Origin of the sequence: Solidesulfovibrio carbinolicus (assembly GCF_004135975.1) — a bacterium.
GTDB lineage: Bacteria > Desulfobacterota > Desulfovibrionia > Desulfovibrionales > Desulfovibrionaceae > Solidesulfovibrio > Solidesulfovibrio carbinolicus.
This window is the reverse complement of the sequence record NZ_CP026538.1, coordinates 3446853-3466679: the sequence shown is the minus strand read 5'-3', so window position 1 is coordinate 3466679 and position 19827 is coordinate 3446853. Positions and strand designations below refer to the sequence as shown.

At 69.5% G+C, this 19827-nt stretch carries 18 protein-coding genes and 1 riboswitch; of the genes, 6 read left to right on the top strand and 12 right to left on the bottom strand.

The features are described 5' to 3' along the window. Positions 1-56: 56 nt before the first annotated feature. From ribB to C3Y92_RS15525, 4 genes are all read right to left on the bottom strand, one after another. The gene (ribB, locus tag C3Y92_RS15540) at positions 57-701 is read right to left on the bottom strand and encodes a 3,4-dihydroxy-2-butanone-4-phosphate synthase (protein ID WP_129354036.1); all 645 of its coding nucleotides are present in this window, start codon (positions 699-701) and stop codon (positions 57-59) included. Between the two features lie 116 nt (positions 702-817). Next, positions 818-971: riboswitch (FMN riboswitch) on the bottom strand. 40 nt (positions 972-1011) lie between these two features. Continuing rightward, the gene (locus C3Y92_RS15535) at positions 1012-4140 is read right to left on the bottom strand and encodes a glycosyltransferase family 39 protein (RefSeq protein WP_129354034.1); all 3129 of its coding nucleotides are present in this window, start codon (positions 4138-4140) and stop codon (positions 1012-1014) included. 137 nt (positions 4141-4277) lie between these two features. After that, positions 4278-4850 carry a hypothetical protein gene (locus tag C3Y92_RS21710; protein ID WP_129354032.1) on the bottom strand — a complete coding sequence of 191 codons (573 nt, stop codon included), beginning with the start codon at positions 4848-4850 and terminating at the stop codon, positions 4278-4280. 216 nt (positions 4851-5066) lie between these two features. Then, positions 5067-5468 carry a winged helix-turn-helix transcriptional regulator gene (locus tag C3Y92_RS15525; protein ID WP_129354030.1) on the bottom strand — a complete coding sequence of 134 codons (402 nt, stop codon included), beginning with the start codon at positions 5466-5468 and terminating at the stop codon, positions 5067-5069. A gap of 123 nt (positions 5469-5591) precedes the next feature. On the opposite strand from C3Y92_RS15525, the gene C3Y92_RS15520 reads away from it, so the two are divergent. The 5 genes from C3Y92_RS15520 (at position 5592) to C3Y92_RS15500 (ending at position 10124) form a co-directional block, all read left to right on the top strand. Beyond that, complete coding sequence (locus tag C3Y92_RS15520; protein WP_129354028.1) at positions 5592-6101, top strand: nitroreductase family protein; 510 nt, start codon at positions 5592-5594, stop codon at positions 6099-6101. Between the two features lie 20 nt (positions 6102-6121). Next, positions 6122-6688 carry a flavin reductase family protein gene (locus C3Y92_RS15515; RefSeq protein WP_129354026.1) on the top strand — a complete coding sequence of 189 codons (567 nt, stop codon included), beginning with the start codon at positions 6122-6124 and terminating at the stop codon, positions 6686-6688. 1 nt (position 6689) lies between these two features. Continuing rightward, positions 6690-7262 (top strand): flavin reductase family protein, encoded by a 573-nt coding sequence (locus tag C3Y92_RS15510; protein WP_129354024.1) that lies wholly within the window; start codon positions 6690-6692, stop codon positions 7260-7262. Continuing rightward, positions 7259-7834, top strand: coding sequence for a flavodoxin family protein (locus C3Y92_RS15505; RefSeq protein ID WP_129354022.1), 576 nt, complete (start codon positions 7259-7261; stop codon positions 7832-7834). The genes C3Y92_RS15510 and C3Y92_RS15505 overlap by 4 nt, the downstream gene beginning before the upstream one ends. 121 nt (positions 7835-7955) lie before the next feature. Then, positions 7956-10124 (top strand): SpoIIE family protein phosphatase, encoded by a 2169-nt coding sequence (locus C3Y92_RS15500; RefSeq protein WP_129354020.1) that lies wholly within the window; start codon positions 7956-7958, stop codon positions 10122-10124. On the opposite strand, the gene C3Y92_RS15495 is transcribed toward C3Y92_RS15500, so the two are convergent. Together C3Y92_RS15495 and C3Y92_RS15490 are read right to left on the bottom strand one after the other, a co-directional pair. Continuing rightward, on the bottom strand, positions 10084-10554 hold the full coding sequence (locus C3Y92_RS15495) for a GNAT family N-acetyltransferase (RefSeq protein WP_129354018.1): 471 nt from the start codon (positions 10552-10554) through the stop codon (positions 10084-10086). The genes C3Y92_RS15500 and C3Y92_RS15495 overlap by 41 nt on opposite strands. After that, entirely contained in the window at positions 10551-11345 is a 795-nt protein-coding gene (locus tag C3Y92_RS15490; protein ID WP_129354016.1) for an AraC family transcriptional regulator, read from the bottom strand. Before C3Y92_RS15490 ends, C3Y92_RS15495 begins: the two co-directional genes overlap by 4 nt. A 92-nt stretch (positions 11346-11437) precedes the next feature. On the opposite strand from C3Y92_RS15490, the gene C3Y92_RS15485 reads away from it, so the two are divergent. Continuing rightward, a complete protein-coding gene (locus C3Y92_RS15485; RefSeq protein ID WP_129354014.1) occupies positions 11438-12490 on the top strand; it encodes a bile acid:sodium symporter family protein in 1053 nt (350 codons plus the stop codon). Between the two features lie 50 nt (positions 12491-12540). Here the strand turns inward: C3Y92_RS15485 and C3Y92_RS15480 are convergent, their stop codons facing one another. The 6 genes from C3Y92_RS15480 to C3Y92_RS15455 form a co-directional block, all read right to left on the bottom strand. Next, positions 12541-14328, bottom strand: coding sequence for a PilZ domain-containing protein (locus tag C3Y92_RS15480; protein WP_129354012.1), 1788 nt, complete (start codon positions 14326-14328; stop codon positions 12541-12543). Positions 14329-14422: 94 nt separating this feature from the next. Further along, positions 14423-15583 carry a BatD family protein gene (locus C3Y92_RS15475; protein WP_129354010.1) on the bottom strand — a complete coding sequence of 387 codons (1161 nt, stop codon included), beginning with the start codon at positions 15581-15583 and terminating at the stop codon, positions 14423-14425. Continuing rightward, positions 15580-17319, bottom strand: a complete 1740-nt coding sequence (locus C3Y92_RS15470; RefSeq protein ID WP_129354008.1) for a VWA domain-containing protein — start codon at positions 17317-17319, stop codon at positions 15580-15582. The genes C3Y92_RS15475 and C3Y92_RS15470 overlap by 4 nt, the downstream gene beginning before the upstream one ends. Further along, on the bottom strand, positions 17316-18302 hold the full coding sequence (locus C3Y92_RS15465) for a VWA domain-containing protein (protein WP_129354006.1): 987 nt from the start codon (positions 18300-18302) through the stop codon (positions 17316-17318). Before C3Y92_RS15465 ends, C3Y92_RS15470 begins: the two co-directional genes overlap by 4 nt. Next, complete coding sequence (locus tag C3Y92_RS15460) at positions 18299-18763, bottom strand: hypothetical protein (RefSeq protein ID WP_129354004.1); 465 nt, start codon at positions 18761-18763, stop codon at positions 18299-18301. The genes C3Y92_RS15465 and C3Y92_RS15460 overlap by 4 nt, the downstream gene beginning before the upstream one ends. Continuing rightward, complete coding sequence (locus tag C3Y92_RS15455) at positions 18760-19665, bottom strand: DUF58 domain-containing protein (protein ID WP_129354002.1); 906 nt, start codon at positions 19663-19665, stop codon at positions 18760-18762. Before C3Y92_RS15455 ends, C3Y92_RS15460 begins: the two co-directional genes overlap by 4 nt. Positions 19666-19827 lie beyond the last annotated feature (162 nt).

The following is a 19827-nucleotide window of genomic DNA, read 5'->3' as shown; positions in this document are numbered from 1 at the left end:
GGGGAAGACCGCGCCGGGGGAGGGTTCCCCCGGCGCGGCGGCGTTTGGAGGGCCGGCTAATAGTCGCCCGTGGCCTGGCGGAAAGCCACGATGTCGGCGACGCTGACCAGCGGGAAATCGTGGGTCGCGGCAAAGGCCGCGATCTCGTCGCCCTTGGCCATGGTGCCGTCAGGGTTGGTTAGCTCGCACAGCACCCCGCACGGGCCGTGTCCGGCCAGCCGGCACATGTCCACCGTGGCTTCGGTGTGGCCGCGACGGGAGAGCACCCCGCCCGGGCGGGCAATAAGCGGAAACACGTGGCCGGGCCGGGCCAGGTCGCAGGGCTTGGCGTGTGCTGCGGCGGCGGTCTTGACCGTCGTCACCCGGTCGGCGGCGGAAACGCCGGTGGTCACGTCCTTTGCCGCCTCGATGGTGACGGTAAAGGCCGTGCCGTTTTTGCAGGTGTTGACCGCGACCATGGGCGGCAACTCGAGCTGGCGCGCCTTTTCCTCGGTCAGGCACAGGCAGACGATGCCGCTGCATTCGCGGATGAGCATGGCCATCTGGGGCACGGTGAGGGTGTCGGCGGCGAAAATGAGGTCGCCCTCGTTTTCGCGGTCCAGATCGTCCACCACCAGGATGCCCCGGCCCTGGCGCATGGCTTCGATGGCGGCCCGGGTGCGGGCGATGGCGGCGTCGATATTGGAAAACGGCTGATTCATGGCTTTCTCCGAAACAAGAATTTATGGGCCAGAATCAGGGCGGACAAAGAGACGACCAGACCGGATGCGCGCATCCGGCCGGCCACGCGCCGGACACTCCGGCGGCGGGGAATGCCGTCTTTCCTCTTCCTTCCGGACTGTGACCGTCGGCCCTGGCTTCGCACCAGGTCTGCTGACCCCGCAACGCGTAAGCGTCGCGGGCGCTCGCGGGCTCCCCGGACAAGCCGGGATACCGCCGGTGGGGACTTCCACCCCGCCCTGAGGACAACGGCCGCCTTGTAGCGCCGGCGGCAGGCGATGGCAAGACCCCCTAGTCCCCGGGCCAGACCCGTTCCCGGCCGGGCGCACGGTCGGAAAACCAGACCCGGAAATCGTTGCCCGGCCCGCCGGAAAGGGTCAGTTCGCTGCGGCCTGGCGGCACGGCCAAGGGGGGCAGGGTTCTGGCGTCGAGAACGGCCTCGATGGCCATGCGGTCGATGGGGCGTGTGGGCGACCAGAACTCGGCCGAGGGTTCGGCCACCAGGGTAAAGCGAACGACCACGTGGGTGGCCGGCTTGGGCAGGCGCACCCGGGCGAAGCGGCGGTCGAACATCCGGTTCCACTGGCCTACGTGTTCGGCCTCGGCCGAAAGCATGGTCGTCGGCGGGCCGCCGTCGGCCGCGTAGGACACCGCGCATTGCCGTTTGGTCCCGGCGTCGCCGTACAGGCGCGGATAAGCCATGACGCGCAGTTCGGTGACGGGAAAGGCCGACACGAACACGTATTCAAACCAACAGTCCGTGCCGGCCCGGCAGCGCACGCCGCCGGCATAGCCCGGGTAGGAATCCGACGCTTCCATGTTCAGGGAATGGGCGGTGGGGCGGTCGGTGAAATCCGGCGGATCGAAGTCCGGGGTAAAGCTCAACAGCCCCTGGCCGCCGGGGGTCAGGCGCGCCACGGTCCCGTCCGGGGCGGCAATGGGTACGGGAACAGGCACGCCGCCAACGGTCAGGATCGGGGCGTTTATCCGACCGGCCAGGGTCAGGGTCCGCACGTCAAGGGGCGCGTCGCCGGCAAGCTCCAGCCCGGTTGCCGGCGCGGCGTCGGACAGGGGCGCGCCGCCCCGGCCCGGCCCCAGGGCCGGGTCGGCCACCACCACGGCCGGTTTCCCGGCGGCGTCGGGCAGGATGTAGGCCGGGGGCGTGTCCGGTTGGGCGGCGCTAAAGGCGGCCAGGGCCTCGGGCGCATTGACCGCCGCGCCGCCGGGCAATTCCCGAGCCAGGGCGGCATGGTTCGGGGCGGCAAAGACCATGGCCCGGGGGCCAAGGATGGTCACGTTCGGGGCGTAGGCCGGCGAGGCGCAATTGCGGGCCAGATTGGCGGCGTAGAATGCCAGCCCGCCGTCCGGGACCGGGGCCAGCCCCGTGCCCGTGACGGTGACGCCGGCCAGGGCCAGCAATCCCTCGCTGGTTCCCGGCAGATAGCGTACCCGCAGCCGGACCGAGCCGGCCGCGAGGTAGGGCGTCAGATCGACCTCGGCCCGGGCCGTGCGCACAACACCTTGATAGAAGGGCACTTCCTCGTAAAATCGCCGTTTCTCCAGGCGCGGCGTGCCGTCGGGCAGCAGGAAATCGTCGTGGCCAAGGGTTGCCAGCGGCGTAAATGTCGCGCCGTCGGCGCTGGCCTCGATAACCAGCCGCGAGTCGGCCGGCAGGCTCGGGTGGCGTTTGTAGAGAGCGGCCTCGACGGCGGCCGTGACCTTGGGGGCCGGCGAACCCGGGGGCAGATCGAAGCGCCAGGTAGCGGCGGCCGGCTGGCTGGAGCGCAAGGGGCGCAGGAGCCCCACTTCGGCGTCAGCCACCATGTTGCCCAGGGAAAACGCGTCGCGATAGGCCTTGTGGTCGCGGAAATCGTCGCTGTAGCCGGCCGCGCCCGAGGTGTTAGGAACAAGCAGCAGCGGGGCGCGGCTGGGAAAACCGGCCAGGGCTAGGCGCGACTGCAAGCCGGCGGCGCTCCAGGAGGCCAAAAGCGCCCCTTCGGGCGCGGCGCGCAATCGCTGGCTCGGGGCGAAAACCTGGTCGGCGAGCAGTACGCGACGGTAGCCCGGGTGGTCGAAGTCGCCGGGACCGGCCATATCGTCGCCAAGGTGCCAGCGGGCGGCGAAGGCCCGGGCGTTTCGCTGCCAGCCGGTGAAGGCCAGGGCGGCCTCCGGGCCGGTGGCGCGGCTGACATAGCGGAAAAAGTCCCGGTCGTTGGTCAGGCTGCGGCGGGCGTATTCGCCAAGCTGGGACAGCGGTGCGGTAAGGACCAGACCGGCCAGTCCCCCGGCCACGACCAGCGCCCCGGCCGGGGCCAGCCGGGCGGGTAGGGCGCGGGCGAAAAGGCCGCCCAGGCGCGAGGCCCCGGCCCCGGCCAGGATGCAGACCGCCGGCAGGGCGGCGATGAGGTGCCGCCAATTGACCAGCTCACGCAGGTCGGATTTGCTCGTGAGGATGGTCGCGGCCGGGACGGCGGCGCAAAGAACGACCAGCAGCGTCGTGGCGTTGCGGTACGTGACAAGGCCCAGGGCGGCCAGGGCGGCGACGCCGGCCACGGTAACCGGCGAGATGGGGTAGCTGATATGGAAAAAGCCGCCCAGGATGTCGGCGAAAAAGGCGGGAGTCAACCCGCTGGTGAGAGAGGCCTGGGGATTGGCTAGAAAGCCTTGTAAAATAAACGGGCCCCGGGCGATGGGCAGCCAGGCGGCCGTGGCCACGGCCATGGCCAGGGCCACGGGCAGCAGCCGAATCAGCCGGTCCGGGCCGTCAAAAGGCGGCTTGCGGCCAAGGTAGAGGAGCATGACCCACAGCCCTTGGGCGGCCAGGATGGGCGCGCCCTGGTAGCCGGCCCAGAGCATGGCTGCGGTCAAGGCCGCATAGCTGGCCAGGAGCAGGGGCCGACGGCGTGGTGCCGCAAGCGCCTGGGGCAGCAGCAGCATGGAAAAGACGAAAAACCCGAAAAACGGCGCATAGAGCTTGATGGCCCGGGAGATGTCGATGTGAAAGAGCGCCCCGGCGCACAACAGCGCGGCGACCAGCCCGGCCCGGCGGCCGGCGCAGGCCGCGCCCAAAAGGGCCAGCCCCAGGATGGAGGCCAGCCCGACGGCCAGGGAGGGCAGACGGGCGGCCAGCACGCTGTCGTGGACGGCCAGGGCGGCGCGCACGATAAGGAATTGGAGCGGCGGCTGAAGATCGTAGATGGTGTCGGCCGGCCCGAGTTTCTGCTGGACGGCGATGATGGTCGAGGCCGGCAGAGCGGCCCGGCTCAGGTTCAGGTAGTCGTCTTCCCACAGCTGGGGCGTGTCGAGCTGCCACAGCCGCAGCCCGGCGGCCAGGGCCAGGACGACGGTAAGCAGCATCCAGAACGTGCGCCGGGACGGTTCGGCGCTGGCAGCGGCAGGGGGGGCGGATGGCGCGTGCATGGTCCGGGACAGGGTAGCAGCCGGGCCGTGGCGAGGCAACCGATGGAAACGAAAGGGAACAGGGGCCGGCAAACGCCAACCGGCCGCCGCCCTGGGGGAGGGGCGACGGCCGGTTGGGGGAGGAGCGTCGTGTAGAATTATTGCTTGGCGGCTGGGGCCGGCGGCGTCGGCGCGGCCGGCGCGGGGGCGTTGGCGGGCCCATGCTCCATGGCCCCGTGGTCCATGCCGCCCATCATCATGCCCTTCCCCTGGCCCTTGCCCATCATCTTGCAGTCCATGCCGCTTTCGCCCATGCCGGTCATCATGCCGTCATGGCCGCTGCCGAGGTGCAGGGTCTGGCGGATGGGCGTGCCGGTTTCCTTGGCGTAGCGCAGGCGGAAGAGCACGGTCTGTTCGGCCAGCTGGCCGCGAAGGGCGGCAAGGTCGCCGGCAAGCTTCTTGACGGCCGCCTCGTCGCCGGGCTTGGTGGCCAGCAAAATTTCGAGATCGGCTTCGCGGGCCTTGATCTTGCCGCGCAATTCAGCGGTCTTGGCCGTGAATTCCTGCTTGAGCAGATACGCCTTGTCCGGGTCCACGGCAGGGGCGGGGGCGGCGGGCTTGGCTGGGTCGGCGACATGGCCGGTGTGTTCCTGGGCGGCGCGGGAAGCGGCGGGCAGGGAGAGGATCAGGGCGGCGGCCAGGGCGGCCGGAGCGAAAAAGACGGTGCGCATACGGTGGTCCTCCTTGATGCGATGGTCCCCCTTGAGCATAGGCCGTGCCAGCAGTGGGCAATTTGAAATTGATTATGAAAGACAGTGTGTTGCGCTTTTATGATTCATTTCAGACCATGGCAGGTGACAATAAAGTATACAGATGTGGTATGAAATATGGGCAAAAAGCATACGGCTGTCGCCAAAACGCTCAGGGACACGGCAAGGAAGGGCGGCTCAGCGCTCGGCCGCCGCCGGTGCCGGGGCGTCGGCCGCTTCCACGCCGAAGCGGGCCTCGAACTCCTTGCCGAAACGACACAAGGCCTCCAAGATGGGAATGATGCCCCGACCAAGGTCGGTCAGCGCATATTCCACCCGGGGCGGCACCTCGGCGAAGACCGTGCGGGTGAGCAGGCCGTCGGATTCCAGTTCGCGCAGCTGCTGGGTCAGCATCTTCTGGGTGATGGCCGGCATGGTGCGCCGCAAGGCCGAAAACCGCAGGGTGGGCGTTTCGCGCAGATGCCACAAGATAAGCGGCTTCCACTTGCCGCCAATGACGGCCAGGGACAGCTCCATGCTGCACGAATATTCCTTGCCCAGGCAACGCCGCCGGCCGCAAATGGTTCCGGGTTCGCCCATGACGCCGCTCCTTTTCATGGTATCCAAAAGGATACTACTGAACTTAAATGTGCCTACTTGCTTTTTTGGGCATACTGGCAGAATTTCCCCCTAGCGTAAAGCGGAAACCGACAAGGAGGCCCCATGGACCTGTTCGAAGCGCTCTATACCCGGCGCAGCATCCGGTCATACACCGACGCGGCCGTGGCCGAAGCCGATCTGGAAACCCTGCTGCGCGCGGCCATGGCCGCCCCCAGCGCCGGCAACGCCCAGCCCTGGCATTTCGTGGCCGTGACCGACCGGGCGTTGCTCGACGCCATCCCCGGCATCCATCCCTACGCCGCCATGTGCAAGACCGCCCAGGCGGCGGTGATCGTGTGCGCCGAGCTGTCTTTGGAAAAATACCCCGGCAATTGGGTGCTCGACTGCGCCGCGGCCACGCAAAACCTCATGTTGGCCGCCCGGGGCCTGGGTATCGGGTCGGTGTGGTGCGGGCTGTATCCGCAGCAGGAGCGCATGACGGCCATGGCCGGGCTGTTGCAGCTCCCCGAGGGTGTTACGCCCCATGCGCTGGTGGTCCTTGGCCATCCGGCCCAGGAATTCAAGAAGATCGACCGTTTCAAGCCCGAACGCATCCATCGCAACGGCTGGTAGGCCGGACAAAGGAGTTTTTCATGAAAGTTTCCATCGGTTCCAAGACCATGGCCCTGCCCACCCCGGCCTGGCTGGTCGGCACCTATGACGCCGAGGGCAAGCCCAATCTCATGACCGCCGCCTGGGGCGGCATCTGCTGCTCCAAGCCGGTGTGCGTCACCGTCTCGCTGCAAAAGCCCCGCCATAGCTACGCCGCCATCATGGAGCGCAAGGCCTATACCATAAATGTCGCCTCGGCCAAGGACGTGGCCAAGGTGGATTACTGCGGCATCGTCTCGGGCAAAAACGCCGACAAGTTCGCGGCGTGCAACTTTACGGCCGTGAAAAGCGAACTGGTGGACGCGCCCTACGTGGCCGAATGTCCCCTGGTGCTCGAATGCAAGGTCATCCGTATCGAAGATCTCGGGATGCACACCATGTTCGTGGGCGAGGTCATGGACGTGAAGGTGGACGAGGCGGCCATGAAGGACGGCAAGCCCGATCCGCTTTTGATCGACCCCATCGTCTATGCCCCGGAAGACCGGCACTACTACGGCCTCGGCGCCAACCTGGGCCTGGGGTTCTCCATCGGCAAGGAGCTGAAGTAGTATGGAAAAAGTGCGCCTTGACCCCAACCAGCTGCCGCCCATGCCCGTGGCCCTGGTCGGGACCCTGGCGGAAGGGCGGGCCAATTTCATGGCCGCCGCCTGGATCACCCGCGTCACCATCAAGCCGCCCCGCATTGGCGTGGGCATCAACCACCGCCAATGGACCCATGGCCGCATCCAGGAAACCGGGGCCTTTTCCCTGTGCTTTCCCGGGCCGGACCTGGTGGAGAAAACCGACTACTGCGGCCTGGCTTCGGGGCGAAACGCCGACAAGTCGGCGATCTTCGACGTCTATTACGGCGACACGCCCGGCGCGCCCCTGATCCGGGAATGCCCGCTGTGTTACGAGGTGGTTCTTGATCAGGCCGTGGACTTGGCCACCCACACCTTTTTTATCGGCGAGATCAAGACGGTCTGGGCCGACGAGGCCATTGCGGCGGACGGCAAGATCGCCGTGGAAAAATGGAATCCCCTGCTGCTGACCATGCCCGACAACCGCTACTGGACCCTGGGCAACCAGGTGGCCGACGCCTGGAGCGTGGGCAAGGCCCTGAAGAAAGGAGAAGCGAAGTGAAAGTTCTGGCCATAAACGGCAGCCCGCGCAAGGGCGGCAACACGTTTCTCATGCTGCAAAAGGCCCTAGAACCCATCGCCGCCGCCGGCATCGAGACCGAACTGGTGGAGCTGCACGGCATCAATTATCTCGGCTGCATCGCCTGCATGAAATGCTGGGAGAGGCAAGACGGCCACTGCGCCATCAAAAAAGACGGGCTCAACGACCTCATCGACAAGATGCGGGCCGCTGACGGCCTCATCCTCGGTTCGCCGACCTATTTCGCCAACGTGACAAGCAACATGAAATCCATCATCGACCGGGCCGGCATGGTGGCCCTGGCCAACGGGGGCTTTTTCGCCCGCAAGGTCGGCGGCTCGGCCGTGGCCGTGCGCCGGGGCGGTGGCATTGCCGTGTTCGACGCCATCAACCACTTCTACCTCATCAATCAGGTGGTGGTGGCCGGTTCGAGCTACTGGAATCTCGGGAGGGGACTGGCCCCCGGCGACGTGTCGTCGGACGAAGAAGGCATGACCACCATGGAAAACCTGGGCAAAAACATGGCCTGGGTGCTGGGCAAGCTCCACGCTTAAAAGCGGGCGCGCCCGGGAGGGGAAGCCTTTCAGGCGCGCCGCGTCTTGCCTTTTGTCGCCGCCTCGACGACAACGGCTAGACTGGCCGGTGTCGTTTCACCGGCCGGTTCAGGAGGTTCCCATGCTGCGTATGGCTGTTGGACACGCCAATTGTCTGGACGCCGCCTGCGCCGTGCGCGGGGCGGCGGAGGCCTGCCGGCGGGGCCTTGGCGGGGCCGCGCCGGCAGGCCTGCTGCTTTTTGCCGGGGTGGGCTACGACCACGGCGAGTTGCTGCGCGGCGTGGAAGCCGCCTTTCCGGGCGTCCCCCTGGCCGGGGGAACCTCCTGCGGCGAGCTGTCCTTAACCGGCGGCGTCACCGACGACGCCGTGCTGCTCATTGCCTTTGGCGGCGAGAACGTCCGGGCCTCGGTCGGCGTGGTCCGGGATTTCGCCGTTCCCGGCGCGGATCTCGGTGCGGCGGCCGCCCGGGCGGCGGGCGAAGCCCTGGCCGCCCTTGGCGGGGCAGATCCCGTGCTGTGCCTGACCTTTCCCGACGGCGGCCGGGGCGGGGTGGAGGATCTAAGCCGCGCCCTGGGCCAGGCCCTTGGCCCGGACTGCCTGGTGCTTGGCGGCGTGGCCGGCCGGCAGTTGGCCGACCGGCGGCCGGTGCGCCAGTTCGCCGGCCGTGAAATCCTGCTCCACGACGCGCCCTTTCTGCTCCTGGCCGGCGACATCCCCCTGGCCATGCGCGTGTCCAAGGGCTGGCGGCCCATCGGCGACCGGGCGCGGGTCACCGGCGTGTCCGGCAATGTGGTCAGCCGCATCGGCGAGCGCACGGCCCTGGATTTCTACCGCCGCTACCTCGGCCCCCATGCCGAGCCGGCGGTGGAGCTGCCCCTGGCTGTCACCTGCGAAAAATCCGACACGTTTATTTTGCGCGCCCCGGCCTTTTACAGCGAGGGCGACGGCAGCATCCAGTTCCCGGCCGGCGTGGCCGAGGGGGCCATGGTGCAACTGGCCGAAGCCACGCGGGGCGACATGCTGGCCGACATCAAAGTCATGGCCAAGGGGCTGGCCGCCGACGCCCGGGCCATGCGGCCCGGACCGGCCGGCGTGCTCCTTTTTTCCTGCTCCACCCGCAAGGACATCCTGGGCACCAAGTCGTCGGAAGAAATCGACCGCCTGGCCGCCGCCCTGCCGCCGGGAACGCCCGTGGCCGGCTTCTCCTGCCACGGCGAGATCGCGCCCTCGGCTCCGGGCCTGCCGCTGCATCTGCAAAACGGCTCCCTGGTCGCCGTGCTGCTGGGCGGCGACCGCCCCGAAGCGGCCGCCGGCGCGCCCTTGGAAGAGCTGCCCTGTCCGGCCGGCGAGGCCGAGGCCCTGGCTCGTGAAGTCCGGTCGCTGACGCGCGCCCTGGACCGGGCCACCCAGGCCCGCTCGCGCCTGGAAGCCCAGAAGGAGCGTTCCCAGGCGCTCATGCGCTCCATCAATCAAGAGATAAACGAAGCCAAGCTGGAGATTCAACGCAAAAACGAGCTGCTGCGCCAGGCGCTCGCCTTGGCCGAGGAGGTGCAGCGTAACCTGCTGCCCCAGGCCGCCCCGGGCCTGCCTGGCTTCGACATCGCCGGCACGAGCTTATATAGCGACGAAACCGGCGGCGATTATTACGATTTCATCCACGCGCCCAATGAGCAGCAAGGCCGTTTCGGGGTCATCATCGGCGACGTCACCGGCCATGGCATCGCCGCCGCCCTGCTCATGACCACGGCCCGGGCATTTTTACGGATGCGCTCCTTCCAGCCCGGGTCCCTGGCTGCGGTCATCGACGACGTCAACCGCCTCATGTGCGCTGATCTGGCCGATTCCGGCCGGTTCATGACGCTTTTTTACCTGGCCATCGACATCGAGAAAAAGCGCCTGCACTGGGTGCGGGCCGGCCATGACCCCATCATGCTCTACGACGCGGCCACGGGGCTGACCGGCGACATCCCGGACAAGGGCGGCCCGCCCCTGGGCATCGTCACCGAGGCCCGCTACGCCGAGAACAGCGCCGCCGGGCTCCTTCCCGGGCAGGTGGCCCTGCTGGCCACGGACGGTCTGTGGGAAGCGCGAAACGACAAGGGCGAGATGTTCGGCAAGGACCGGGTGCGGGAACTGCTTGGTCGGCACAGCGACAAGCCCGCCGCCGACATCGTGACCGCCGTCCTGGCCGGGCTGCGGGAATTTCTCGGCGAGGTCGAGCCCGAAGACGACGTGACGCTTGTCGCCATCAAGGTTCTGCCCGATCCGCCAGTCGCGTCAGGGTCGTAAGCCTCGGCGCGAACCCGAACCGGCCGTACCAGGCCAGGGCCCGGTTGTTGCCGGGGACGACGGCCACGCTGACGCCGGTCGCGCCTCGGGCGTCGAGCCAGTCAAGGGCATGGCGCAGGAGCGATTCGCCAATTCCTTGGCTCCGATGGGCTGCGGCGATGAAAATGGAGTCGATCTCTCCGGCTCCGTCGGGCCCCAGGGCGGCGACGCAGTAACCCACGGGGGTGTCGTCGGCCAAGGCCAGCCGGACGAGCAGGGCGGCCGGCCGCTTGTCCAGGATGGCCCGCTTGCGCACGATAAAGGGCCGCTGCCGGAACAACGTCGCGAAATCGGGGTTGATGGTTGCGTGGTGCTCGGAGAGCGCCCGCCACAGCGGTTCGATGGCATCGAGCAGTTCCGCGCCGCCGTCGCAAAAGCGGATGTCCGTCATGGGATTCCTCCCTCCTGTTTGCGCTGTCGTAAAAACGTCCCGGGCGTCGCCCCGAACATGTCCCGAAACGCCGCCACGAAGGCCGACACCGAGGCGTAGCCGCTTTCCAGGGCGGCGGCCGTGACATTGTCTCCGGCTTCCAGCCGGCCCAGGGCGGCGAGCAGGCGTTGGCGGCGTCGCCAGGCCCCGAAGCGCAGGCCGGTTTGGGCCTCGAACCGCCGGGCCAGGGTGCGCCCGCTCATGCCGGCCTGTCTGGCCAGGGCGTCCATGTCGCGGTCGTCGTCGGGAGCGTCTCGCAGCTCGCGGCACAGGGCGGCCAGGGCGGGGTCGGCCGGCCAGGGGAGGCTTAAGTCCGCTTCGGGCAGGGTGGCCAGCTGGTCGAGGAGCACGTGGGCCAACCGGCCGGCCGGGCCGTCCTCGTCATAGTCCGGCGGCAGGGCGGCGGCGGTCAGGATGAGTTCCCGGGCAAGCCTCGTTACCCGCAGCACCAGGCAGCGCGGCGGGCAAAAGATGGTCTGATCGGCCCGGATGTAGAGGCTGCGCATGGCCGCCGGCCGGGTGGTGGTCACTTCGTGGAGCAGCCCCGGCGGAACCCAGACGGCCCGCCGGGGCGGGGCCACGTGGCTGCTGACGGGCGTGGTCACTTCGATGACCCCTTCGCCGGCGTAGGAGAGCTGGCCGAAGGGATGGCTGTGGGCCCGGGCCAGGGAGTCGGCCGGCAGGGCTTCGCTGCGCCCGAAGACGAGCCGGGGCAGTCGGGTCAGCGGCGGGGGGGTGCGTTCGCGCGGCATGTCCGTTTCTCGCTATGATTTGTCATATTGGCGCAAGACGGACCAGACGTCCAGGGCTACAAGACCGTCACCCAAAGCAAGGAGCGGGAACGATGGTCGGCAAACTGTTGCGCAAGATGGCTTCGGATTGGTTTTTGGCGGGGATGCTCACGGCGGTGCTTCTGGCGGCCGCTTTTCCGAAATTCGGGGCAGCCGGTGGAGCGATGCACGCCGACGTGGCCAGCGACGTCGGCATCTTCGCGGTCTTTTTCCTGCATGGCCTGGCTCTTTCCACCCGGTCGCTTCTGGCCGGGCTGGCCAACGTCCGGCTGCATCTGCTGGTGCAGGCCCTGACCTTCGTTGTTTTCCCGCTGCTCTATATTCCGTTCAAATTCGCCTTTGGCGGGCTGATTCCCGAGGGGCTGATGCTCGGGTTTCTCTATTTGTGCGCCTTGCCGTCCACCATTTCCTCGTCGGTGGCCATGACGGCCATCGCCAAGGGCAACGTGCCGGCGGCGATTTTTAACGCCACGCTGTCGAGCTTGCTCGGCATCGTGCTCACCCCGGCCATCATCGGCCTGGCCATGGAAGGTGGGGCCACGGGCGGGCTGTCGCTGGGGCAGGCCATGCTCAACATCGCCACGCTGCTGCTGTTGCCCTTCGTGCTCGGGCAGGTGGCCCGGCCGATGGTGGGCAATCTGGCTTCGCGCCACAAGAAATGCATCAATACTTTTGATAAGCTCGTCATCCTGATGCTTGTCTACAGCTCGTTTTGCGACTCCACGGCTTCGGGGCTGTGGCGCGACAACGGCCTGGGCGTCATCTTCCTGACCCTGGCCGGTGCGGCGATTTTCCTGGCGACGGCCCTATTGGTCTCGTCCAAGGTGTCGCGCTGGTGCGGCTTTTCGGAAGAAGACCGGATCACGGCGATTTTTTGCGGCTCCAAAAAGACCCTGGCTTCCGGCGTGCCCATGGCCCGGCTGCTGTTCGGGGCGCATCCGGCCTTGGGCCTTATTGTGCTGCCCATCATGTTCTACCACCAGCTCCAGCTCTTTGTGTGCTCCATCATGGCCGGCCGGTTTGCCGACCGGTTCAACAAGGTTCCCCACCCGGCTCCCGACGCGGGCGGTCTGCCCGAGCCCCTCCCAGCCCGCGCCGGGAGCTGAAGGCGGCCGGCTCCGAAGCGCGAGCTTCGGGGCCGGTTTGCTTTTGGGGCCTATTTTCCCAGGCCGTTGCGGAAGATCCAGTCGTTGATGAGGTACAGCCCGTCCTTGCCCACCGGTGAAAAGCGCACCGAGCGCTCGTTGCGCACTTCGCCGGCCTCCACGAACTGAAAGCCCACGTATTTTTTGCGCAGCGGCGGAAAATCCCGGATGCGCTTGGCCTCGGCCCGGATGCCCAGCCACAAGGGGGCGGCGTTGGGCTTGCCGGCCAGCTTGACCTGGACGAGCAGGGGATGGTCGCGGCGGTCTTCGGTGAAGAACGGGCAGGCCGGCGCGTCGTGGTGGATTTCCAGCAGCATCCCCCCGGCCGAGAGGTCTTTGATGCGGCAGTGCCCCAGGCCGTCGGGGATGATGCAAAACGGGCGCGGCCATTTCTCCAGGGCATTGAACAGGTTCCAGTCCGCGGCCGGGGTCGGGGCGGCCATTTCGAACAGCACCACCGAACCGGGGTCCACGGGCAGGCGCTTGTGGTTGCGCCGGGTGAGTTCGAAGGTGGCCGGGATGGAGAGTTCCACCAGGCAGTGGCTGTCGTCCGGGCAGGCGACCGATTCCACCGTGGTGCGGAAATCGCAGTAGGTGCTTTTCTTGTTGGCCCCGACCACGGCGAAGTAGCCGCTGACTTCCTGGCCCGGGGCGGCGTCGTTTAAGCGGTTGCCGCGCGGGGAGACCACGGTCATGGATTCGTCGTCCACGCCGCGGATATGGCAGGGGTTGATGGCTGTGTCGGCGGGGTCGGCGAAGAGGTTGAAATACAGGATGCTTTTCTGGTCGGCGGCGGCCAACAGCACGGTGCGTTCGGCCACTTTGTGTCCTCGGGCCGGGCTGGTTTTTTTCTGTTGCTCCTTCTTGACTCTGCCCAGGGTGCGGCGCAGCCAGATCATGGCCGCCACCCGGTTGGCCACGCCCTGGGGCGGCTCGGCTCCCAGGCGCAGGCGCGATTCCGGGCAGTTGCGGCTGGTTTGGCGGTCAAAGGCGGCCAGCAGCCGACGCAGCAGTTCCAGGGAGCTGGCCTCGCCCGTCACACCCAGGGGCTTGGCATGGTCGGCCAGGGTGAAGACCTTGGGGATTTCGCCCATGACCAGGGCGGCCTGGCGCTCGGGGCTGCCCGGATTGCGGCCGGCGGCGGTAAAAAGGGCCTTGAAGGTGTCGAGGATGAATGTGGTCTTGTATTTCGCTTCGAGCAGCCGGGCGGTGTAGTCGAAGACCGGCCTGGCCGCCAGATCGACCAGGCAGACCGTGCCGATGGAGCGCAGCCGCCAGTGGGCGGCGTCGTCGATCTTGCCCGGGGGGGCGATGATGTTGTCGCCGAGTTTGATGACGTGGTCGAAGGTGTTGAGTTCCAGGCAGTAGCCGTTCTCCCGCAGTTCGTTGGCGCAGCGGATGGGAAAATGGCGCTTGTCGTCCTCGCGCGCCCACAGCCAACGGTGGTAGAGCAGTTCGTTGCTGAGAAAATCCAAAAAACGCCGCCGATTGAACGGATGGGCCAGGAGTTTTCGCACCGAGGATTCCAACTGCTGGCGGTCGTTGTCGCAGGTCACCAGCCCCCGGTTGACGAGCCAGGCCGGCAGGGCCTTGTCCTTGGCGAAGACGTGGCGCTGGACCAGGGTGTCCACCGGGCAGTCGTCCGGCACGGCCAGGATGTTTTCGGCAATGCGCCGCATAAGCGTGGCGGCGGCCTGGATGAGCTGCGGGCGGGCCGCGGGCGCGCTGACCAGCGGGTCAAGGCGACCGAAATGGAGATCCAGCGTGGCCTGGATGACGGGCGCCAGGGAATCGTTCATGCGAAACAACCTGCATCGTTGATTGTGGCGGCGAAGTGGGTAATCGATACCAGACTGACGTCAATTGGCAAGGGCGCGCCGCCGGTCGCGAAACCTACGGCAGGATGGTGACGATCATATCGCGGGGAACCCAGCCCACCATGTCGTCGTCGGTAGAAAGGCGCACGAAGCCGTTTCGGATCGGACCAAGGGCGATGCGGCGGCCGGGCGGCAACACGGCCAGGGTTTCGGCCCCGGCCTCGGGGGCACAGGCCAGGGGCGTGGCCACGGCGGTGGCGACTTTGGGGGCGAGCAAAGGAACCAGACGCCGCCAGCCGGTTAAGCCGGCGGCCACGTCTCCGGCCTCGGACGACCGGCCCGGGCTGGCCGGCGGCGCGGCGCTGGCGGCGGGATTGGCCCCTGGCGCGACGACCAGCGTCAGTTCCGGCCCGGCGGCCAGGCTCCAGGCCTCGGCGACCGGGTCGAAGACCGCGACGGACAGGCCCGGCAGGGTGTAGCGGCCCGGGATGGTCGCCGTGAGGGCATAGTGGAAGAGGCGGCGTCCGGCCGCGCCGTCCGGGCCGGGGGTGAACGCGTCTTCGTGGCCGAGAACCCGCAGGAGCACGCCTTGGGGCACGGGCGGCGGCGGCAGCGTCGCCTCGGCCAGATTGCCCCGGCCCGTCAGCGTGACGGTCAGACGCGCTTGCTCACCCACGGCCAGGGCGGCCGGGGCCAGTGCGGCCGTGAGTTCCAGGCCCCCGACCAGCCCCGAATCGGGAAACCCGTCCGGAGGCGGCGGCAGCGGGCGGACCTCGGCGGCCAGGGCCGGCCCGGCGACCGTGACGGGGGCCGAGGTTCCGGGCAGGCCGATGAGCTTTCCCTGGGGCGGCCCCAGGTGGAGTCGGCCGGCACGCTTGGGGGTCAGGGCGTAGGCCACGCGGCTGACGACATAGCGCCGGTTGCCGGCCGTGAGCTGGCCGTCCTCTTGGCCGGGCAGGGGGGCGGCATCGAAGCCCTCAAAAGTCGGCGGGGTCACGGACAGGCCCGAGGCGGCCACGGAACGGTACAGGGTCAGGGCATAGACGGCGGTCTGGCCGAGCCAGGGGTTGGGCGGGGTCAGGGAAGCTTCGAGAACGACCGTCTTGCCGGCCAGCCCCGGCGGCGCTACGGCCGGCGCGGCCGGAACCTGGGCCATGGCCGGCCCGGACAGAGCCAGGATCACGGCCAGGATCAGTGCCGCCGGCAGCCGGGCGGCCAGGGCAAAAGCGCGCCTCACCAGTCCTTCTCCACCGTGGGCCGGGCATAGACCGGAGCCACGGGCTGTCCGACCAGATCCGGGATGCGCCCGAGCACGGGATCGTCGGCCGCTCCAGGGGCGTTCGCCCGGCGCGGCCTGGTTTCCTCGCCGTCCCGACCGGGAACGGGCAGCCGGGCCTCGGCCGCCGTGTCGCCGGCCCGGCCGGGCGTGGGCGCGGCCGTCTCGCCGGAAGGCTTGTTTTCGCCTTGCCCGTCGTCGCCCGGAGTCGGGGCCGACGCCTGGCCGTTGCCCTGGTCCGTAGCTTGGCCCTGGCCGCCCGGTGCGGGGCCGGCCCGGTCGGGATCGGGCCGGCCGTCCTGTTCCTGGGCCGGCGTCGGATTGGTCCGCAGCCATTCCAGGTTGGCCCGGGCGTCGGCGTCGGCCGGATCAAGGGTCAAGGCGGCCTCATAGGCGGCCATGGCCCGGCCCCGGTCGTGCAGTCGCCAGGCGGCGTTGCCCTGGTTGTAGCGGGCCTTGGCGGCCAGCGCCTTGTCCGGCCCGGCGGCGGCCCGGTCAAAGGCGGCCAGGGCTTCGGCGAACCGGCCCAGGCGGTAATAGGCCGTGCCGATATTAAAAAGGATGGCCGCGTCGTCGGGATCGCGAGCCCGGGCGGCCAGAAAGGCGGCCAGGGCGGTTTGCTGGTCGCCCCGGGCGGCGGCGGTCAGCCCGCGGGCGTTTTGCTCGCCGGCCGTAGTGGCGGCTTCGGCCGGGCCGGCCAGGGCCAAGCTGGCCACAAGCACCAGCCCGGCCAGCTTCCGGCCCGGGGGCAGGGCCAGATCGGCCAGGAGCAGGGCCACGGCCAGGGCCAGCAACAGCGCGCCGTCGTCATCAGAGCCGGCCGAGTCCGGCGAGTCGTCGGCCGGGACCATCCCTTCGGCCAGGGCGGCGGCGATGGTGGCGGCCGGCCAGGGCGCGTCCGGGGCCAGCCGATAGGCCGCGCCGCCGGTGGCCTCGGCCAGGGCGGCCAGGGCCGGATAGTCCACCCCGGCGGCCACCGGCGCGCCGGCCGCGTCGCGAAAGGCCTCGCCGCCCGGTCCGGGCACGGCCGCCGGCTGGCCGGAACCCACGGCCACGGCATAGACCGGCACGCCGGGCGGCAGGACAGTCCGCGTGTGGCCGGCCGGCTTGACGGTTGCCTCGCCGTCCGTGACCAGCAGCACCGCCGCCGGCCGGACCCCGGCCAGGGCCAGCCCGGCCGCTTCCAGGCCCGTGGCCGGATCGGTGCCGCCCAGGGGCGCGGCCTCGGGCGACAGGGCATCCAGAAAAAGCGCCAGCCCGGCCCGGTCCGGGGTGGGCGGGCAGGCCAGCCAGGCCCGGCCGGCAAAGCCGACCAGCCCGACATCCAGGCCGGGCAGCCGGGAAAGCACGTCGAGCACAAGCCCCTTGGCCGCGCCCAGCCGATCCGGCGGCACATCCCGGGCCAACATGCTGCGCGAACAGTCCAGGACCACCATGAGCCGCAGCCGGGGCGGGATTTTGAGCGATGCGGCGTCCGGCTTCCCCGTGCCCAGTCGCGGCCCGGCCCCGGCCAGGGCCAGGGCGGCCACGGCGCAGATAAAACAGGTGCTTTTCAGCGCGCGTCGCCCCGGCCTCGCGGCCAGGGCCGGCCAGCCGGCGGCCACGGCCCGGCGACGCCGGCCGGCCGTCCAGGCGAAACCCAGGCACAGGGCGGCCGGGACAAGCAGCCACAGCCAGTCGGGACGGGCGAAGGTCATGGCAGGGTCAACCCCCGGGTGGCGGCCAGGGCGGCCCAGGCCGTGAGCAGACAAACGGCCAGCCCGGCCAGAAGCGGCGTCAGGGACTGGCCCTGGTCCGGTTCGGCCCGGATGTCGCTTGGCGTCAACGTATCAATGGCCGCCGTGGCCCGGGCCAGGGCAGCCGCATCGCCGGCCCGCCAGAACGCGCCGCCGCCGGCTTGGGCCATGGCGGAAAGCGCCGCTTCGTCCACTGGCGCGGCTTCGGTGATGATCTGCTTGCCCAGGATCGGATGGGCCACGAGAAACGGGGCCGGCCCGTCGCCGCCCACGCCCACGGCAAAGATGTTGACGCCATGCCGGGCGGCGGCCCGGGCGACGGCCACGGGGTCGGCCTCGCCGGCGTTGGACCGGCCGTCGCCGAAAACGATGACCGCTTTGGCCAGCCCGGGGCTTTCGGCCAGCCGTTTGGCGGCCAGCCCCACGGCGTCGCCCATGGCCGTCTTGGGGCCGGCCGCGCCGGTGTCGAGGCTTGATAGCGCCTGAACCAGGGCGGCCCGGTCGGTGGTCGGCGGCACGACGAGATAGGCCCTGGCCCCGAAGGCGACAAGACCGATGCGGTCGCCGGGCCGGGCCTCGGCCAGCTTTTTCGCCACCTCGGCCACGGCGGCCAGCCGGGTGATGGTGCGCCCTTCGGCCGGCATGTCCATGGCCGCCATGGACGGCGAGAGGTCCACGGCGAACATGAGATCCACGCCCCGGCCGGCCAAGGTCGGCGCGTCCGGCGGCAGGCTCGGCCCGGCCAGGGCCAGCACGGCGGCGACCAGCCCCAGGGGCCGCAACAGGCCGCCCAGGCGCAGCGCGAAGGACGGCCCGATTCCCCGCACCTCGCCGGCTCCGGGCAGGGCGGCGGCTGCCCGGCCTTCGCAGCGGCGGCGTAGCCACAAGGCCGCCGGCACAAGCAGCACCAGCGCCAGCGCGGCCGGATGGGCCAGGGCAATCACGGTCGCCCCCCGACGAGCGCCCGCGCGGCGGCCAGATCGGCCGCACGCTCCCCCGGGCCGTACGCTCCCCCGGCATAGCCGGCCGCTTCGGCGCGCGCCAAAAGCGTCGCCAGCCCCCGGCCAAGCTCCGGCTCGAAGGTCGAGGTCGCCAGCCCGGCCGTGATTTCATCAGCGGTCCTGGCCGTAGCGGCCACTCCCCGGACTTCCAGTCCGGCCCGGACCACGGCGGCCACCCGAAATGCGAACTCGCGGTCGCCAAGGCGCGTCGCTTCGTCCTCCAGGACTTGCAGAGCGGCCTGGGCAGTGAGCCCGCCTGATATCTGCCCGGCCTGGCGAAGCCGCCCGCGCCGCCACAAGGCCAGGCCGCACACGACCAGCAGCGCGCCGCCGGCCAGCCAGGGCAGCGGCGACGGCGCGGCCGGCAGCGGCAGCGGTCCCTTGATGTCGCGGATGTCGGTCACGGGCGCTGCCCCAGGCCCCGTCCCCGGCGGGCGCGGCGGCGCAGATAGGCAGCCAGCGCCTCGGCCGGATGCTCGTCCGCCGGCAGGGCCAGCGTGCGGACGCCGGCCCGGGCCAGGGCGGCGCGACCGGCCTCGCGCCGGGCCTGCCGGGCGGCGACAAAACGCGTCCGGGCGGCCGGCGCGGCGCAGTCGATGACGACCGGCTCTCCGCCCTCGGGATCGGCCACGGCCGCCAGCCCCGCCGGCGGTAGGCAGGCGTCGTCGTTGGCGACAACAAACCCGGCGGCAACGTCGTGCCGGGCGGCCAGCCGGCCAAGAGGGAGGGCGAAATCGCCGGAAAGGAAATCGGAAAAAAGCAGCACCGCGCTGCGATGCACCAAAGCGGTCTCGGCCAGGGTCAAGGCCGGCCCGGGATCGGTGCCCCGGCCCTGGGGACGGGTTTCGGCCAAAAGCCGGGCCACGGCCACGGGCATGGCCGGGCCGGCGCGCGGCGGCAAAAAAGCCTCGATGCGGTCGGTGAAAAGCACCAGCCCGACCCGGTCGCGGCTGACGGCGGCGCTGACGGCCAAGGTCACGGCAGCCACGGCGGCGGTCAGAGAGAGCGGCTCGCGCGGACAGGGGCAGGTCATGGAAGGGCTGACGTCCACGGCCAGCATCAGGGTCAGGCTGCGCTCTTCTCGGAACCGCTTCACAAAAGGCCGGCCCAGACGGGCGGTGGCCTTCCAGTCCATGGCCGCCACGTCGTCGCCGGGCGCATACTCCCGGGATTCCTCATACTCCATGCCCGCGCCCGGATACGCGCCGCGATATTCGCCAACAAGCGGCGCGGTGGCGGCCAACCACGGCGACAGGCGCAACCGGCGCGCCCGGGCAAGAAGCTGCGAAGCCTGCATGGTCCCCATGCCGCTCGGTATCAAGCCCCCGCCCCCCCGGCAAGGCCGGGGCGTGAGGAAGAGGGAAGAGTGCCTTCGGCGGCCGGGGGCCTGAGGCCCCCGGACCCCCCAATTGGCCTGCGGTGAGCGTTGTTGCTTTCCTGAATTCTCACTGTTTGGGGGGCGCTTTTT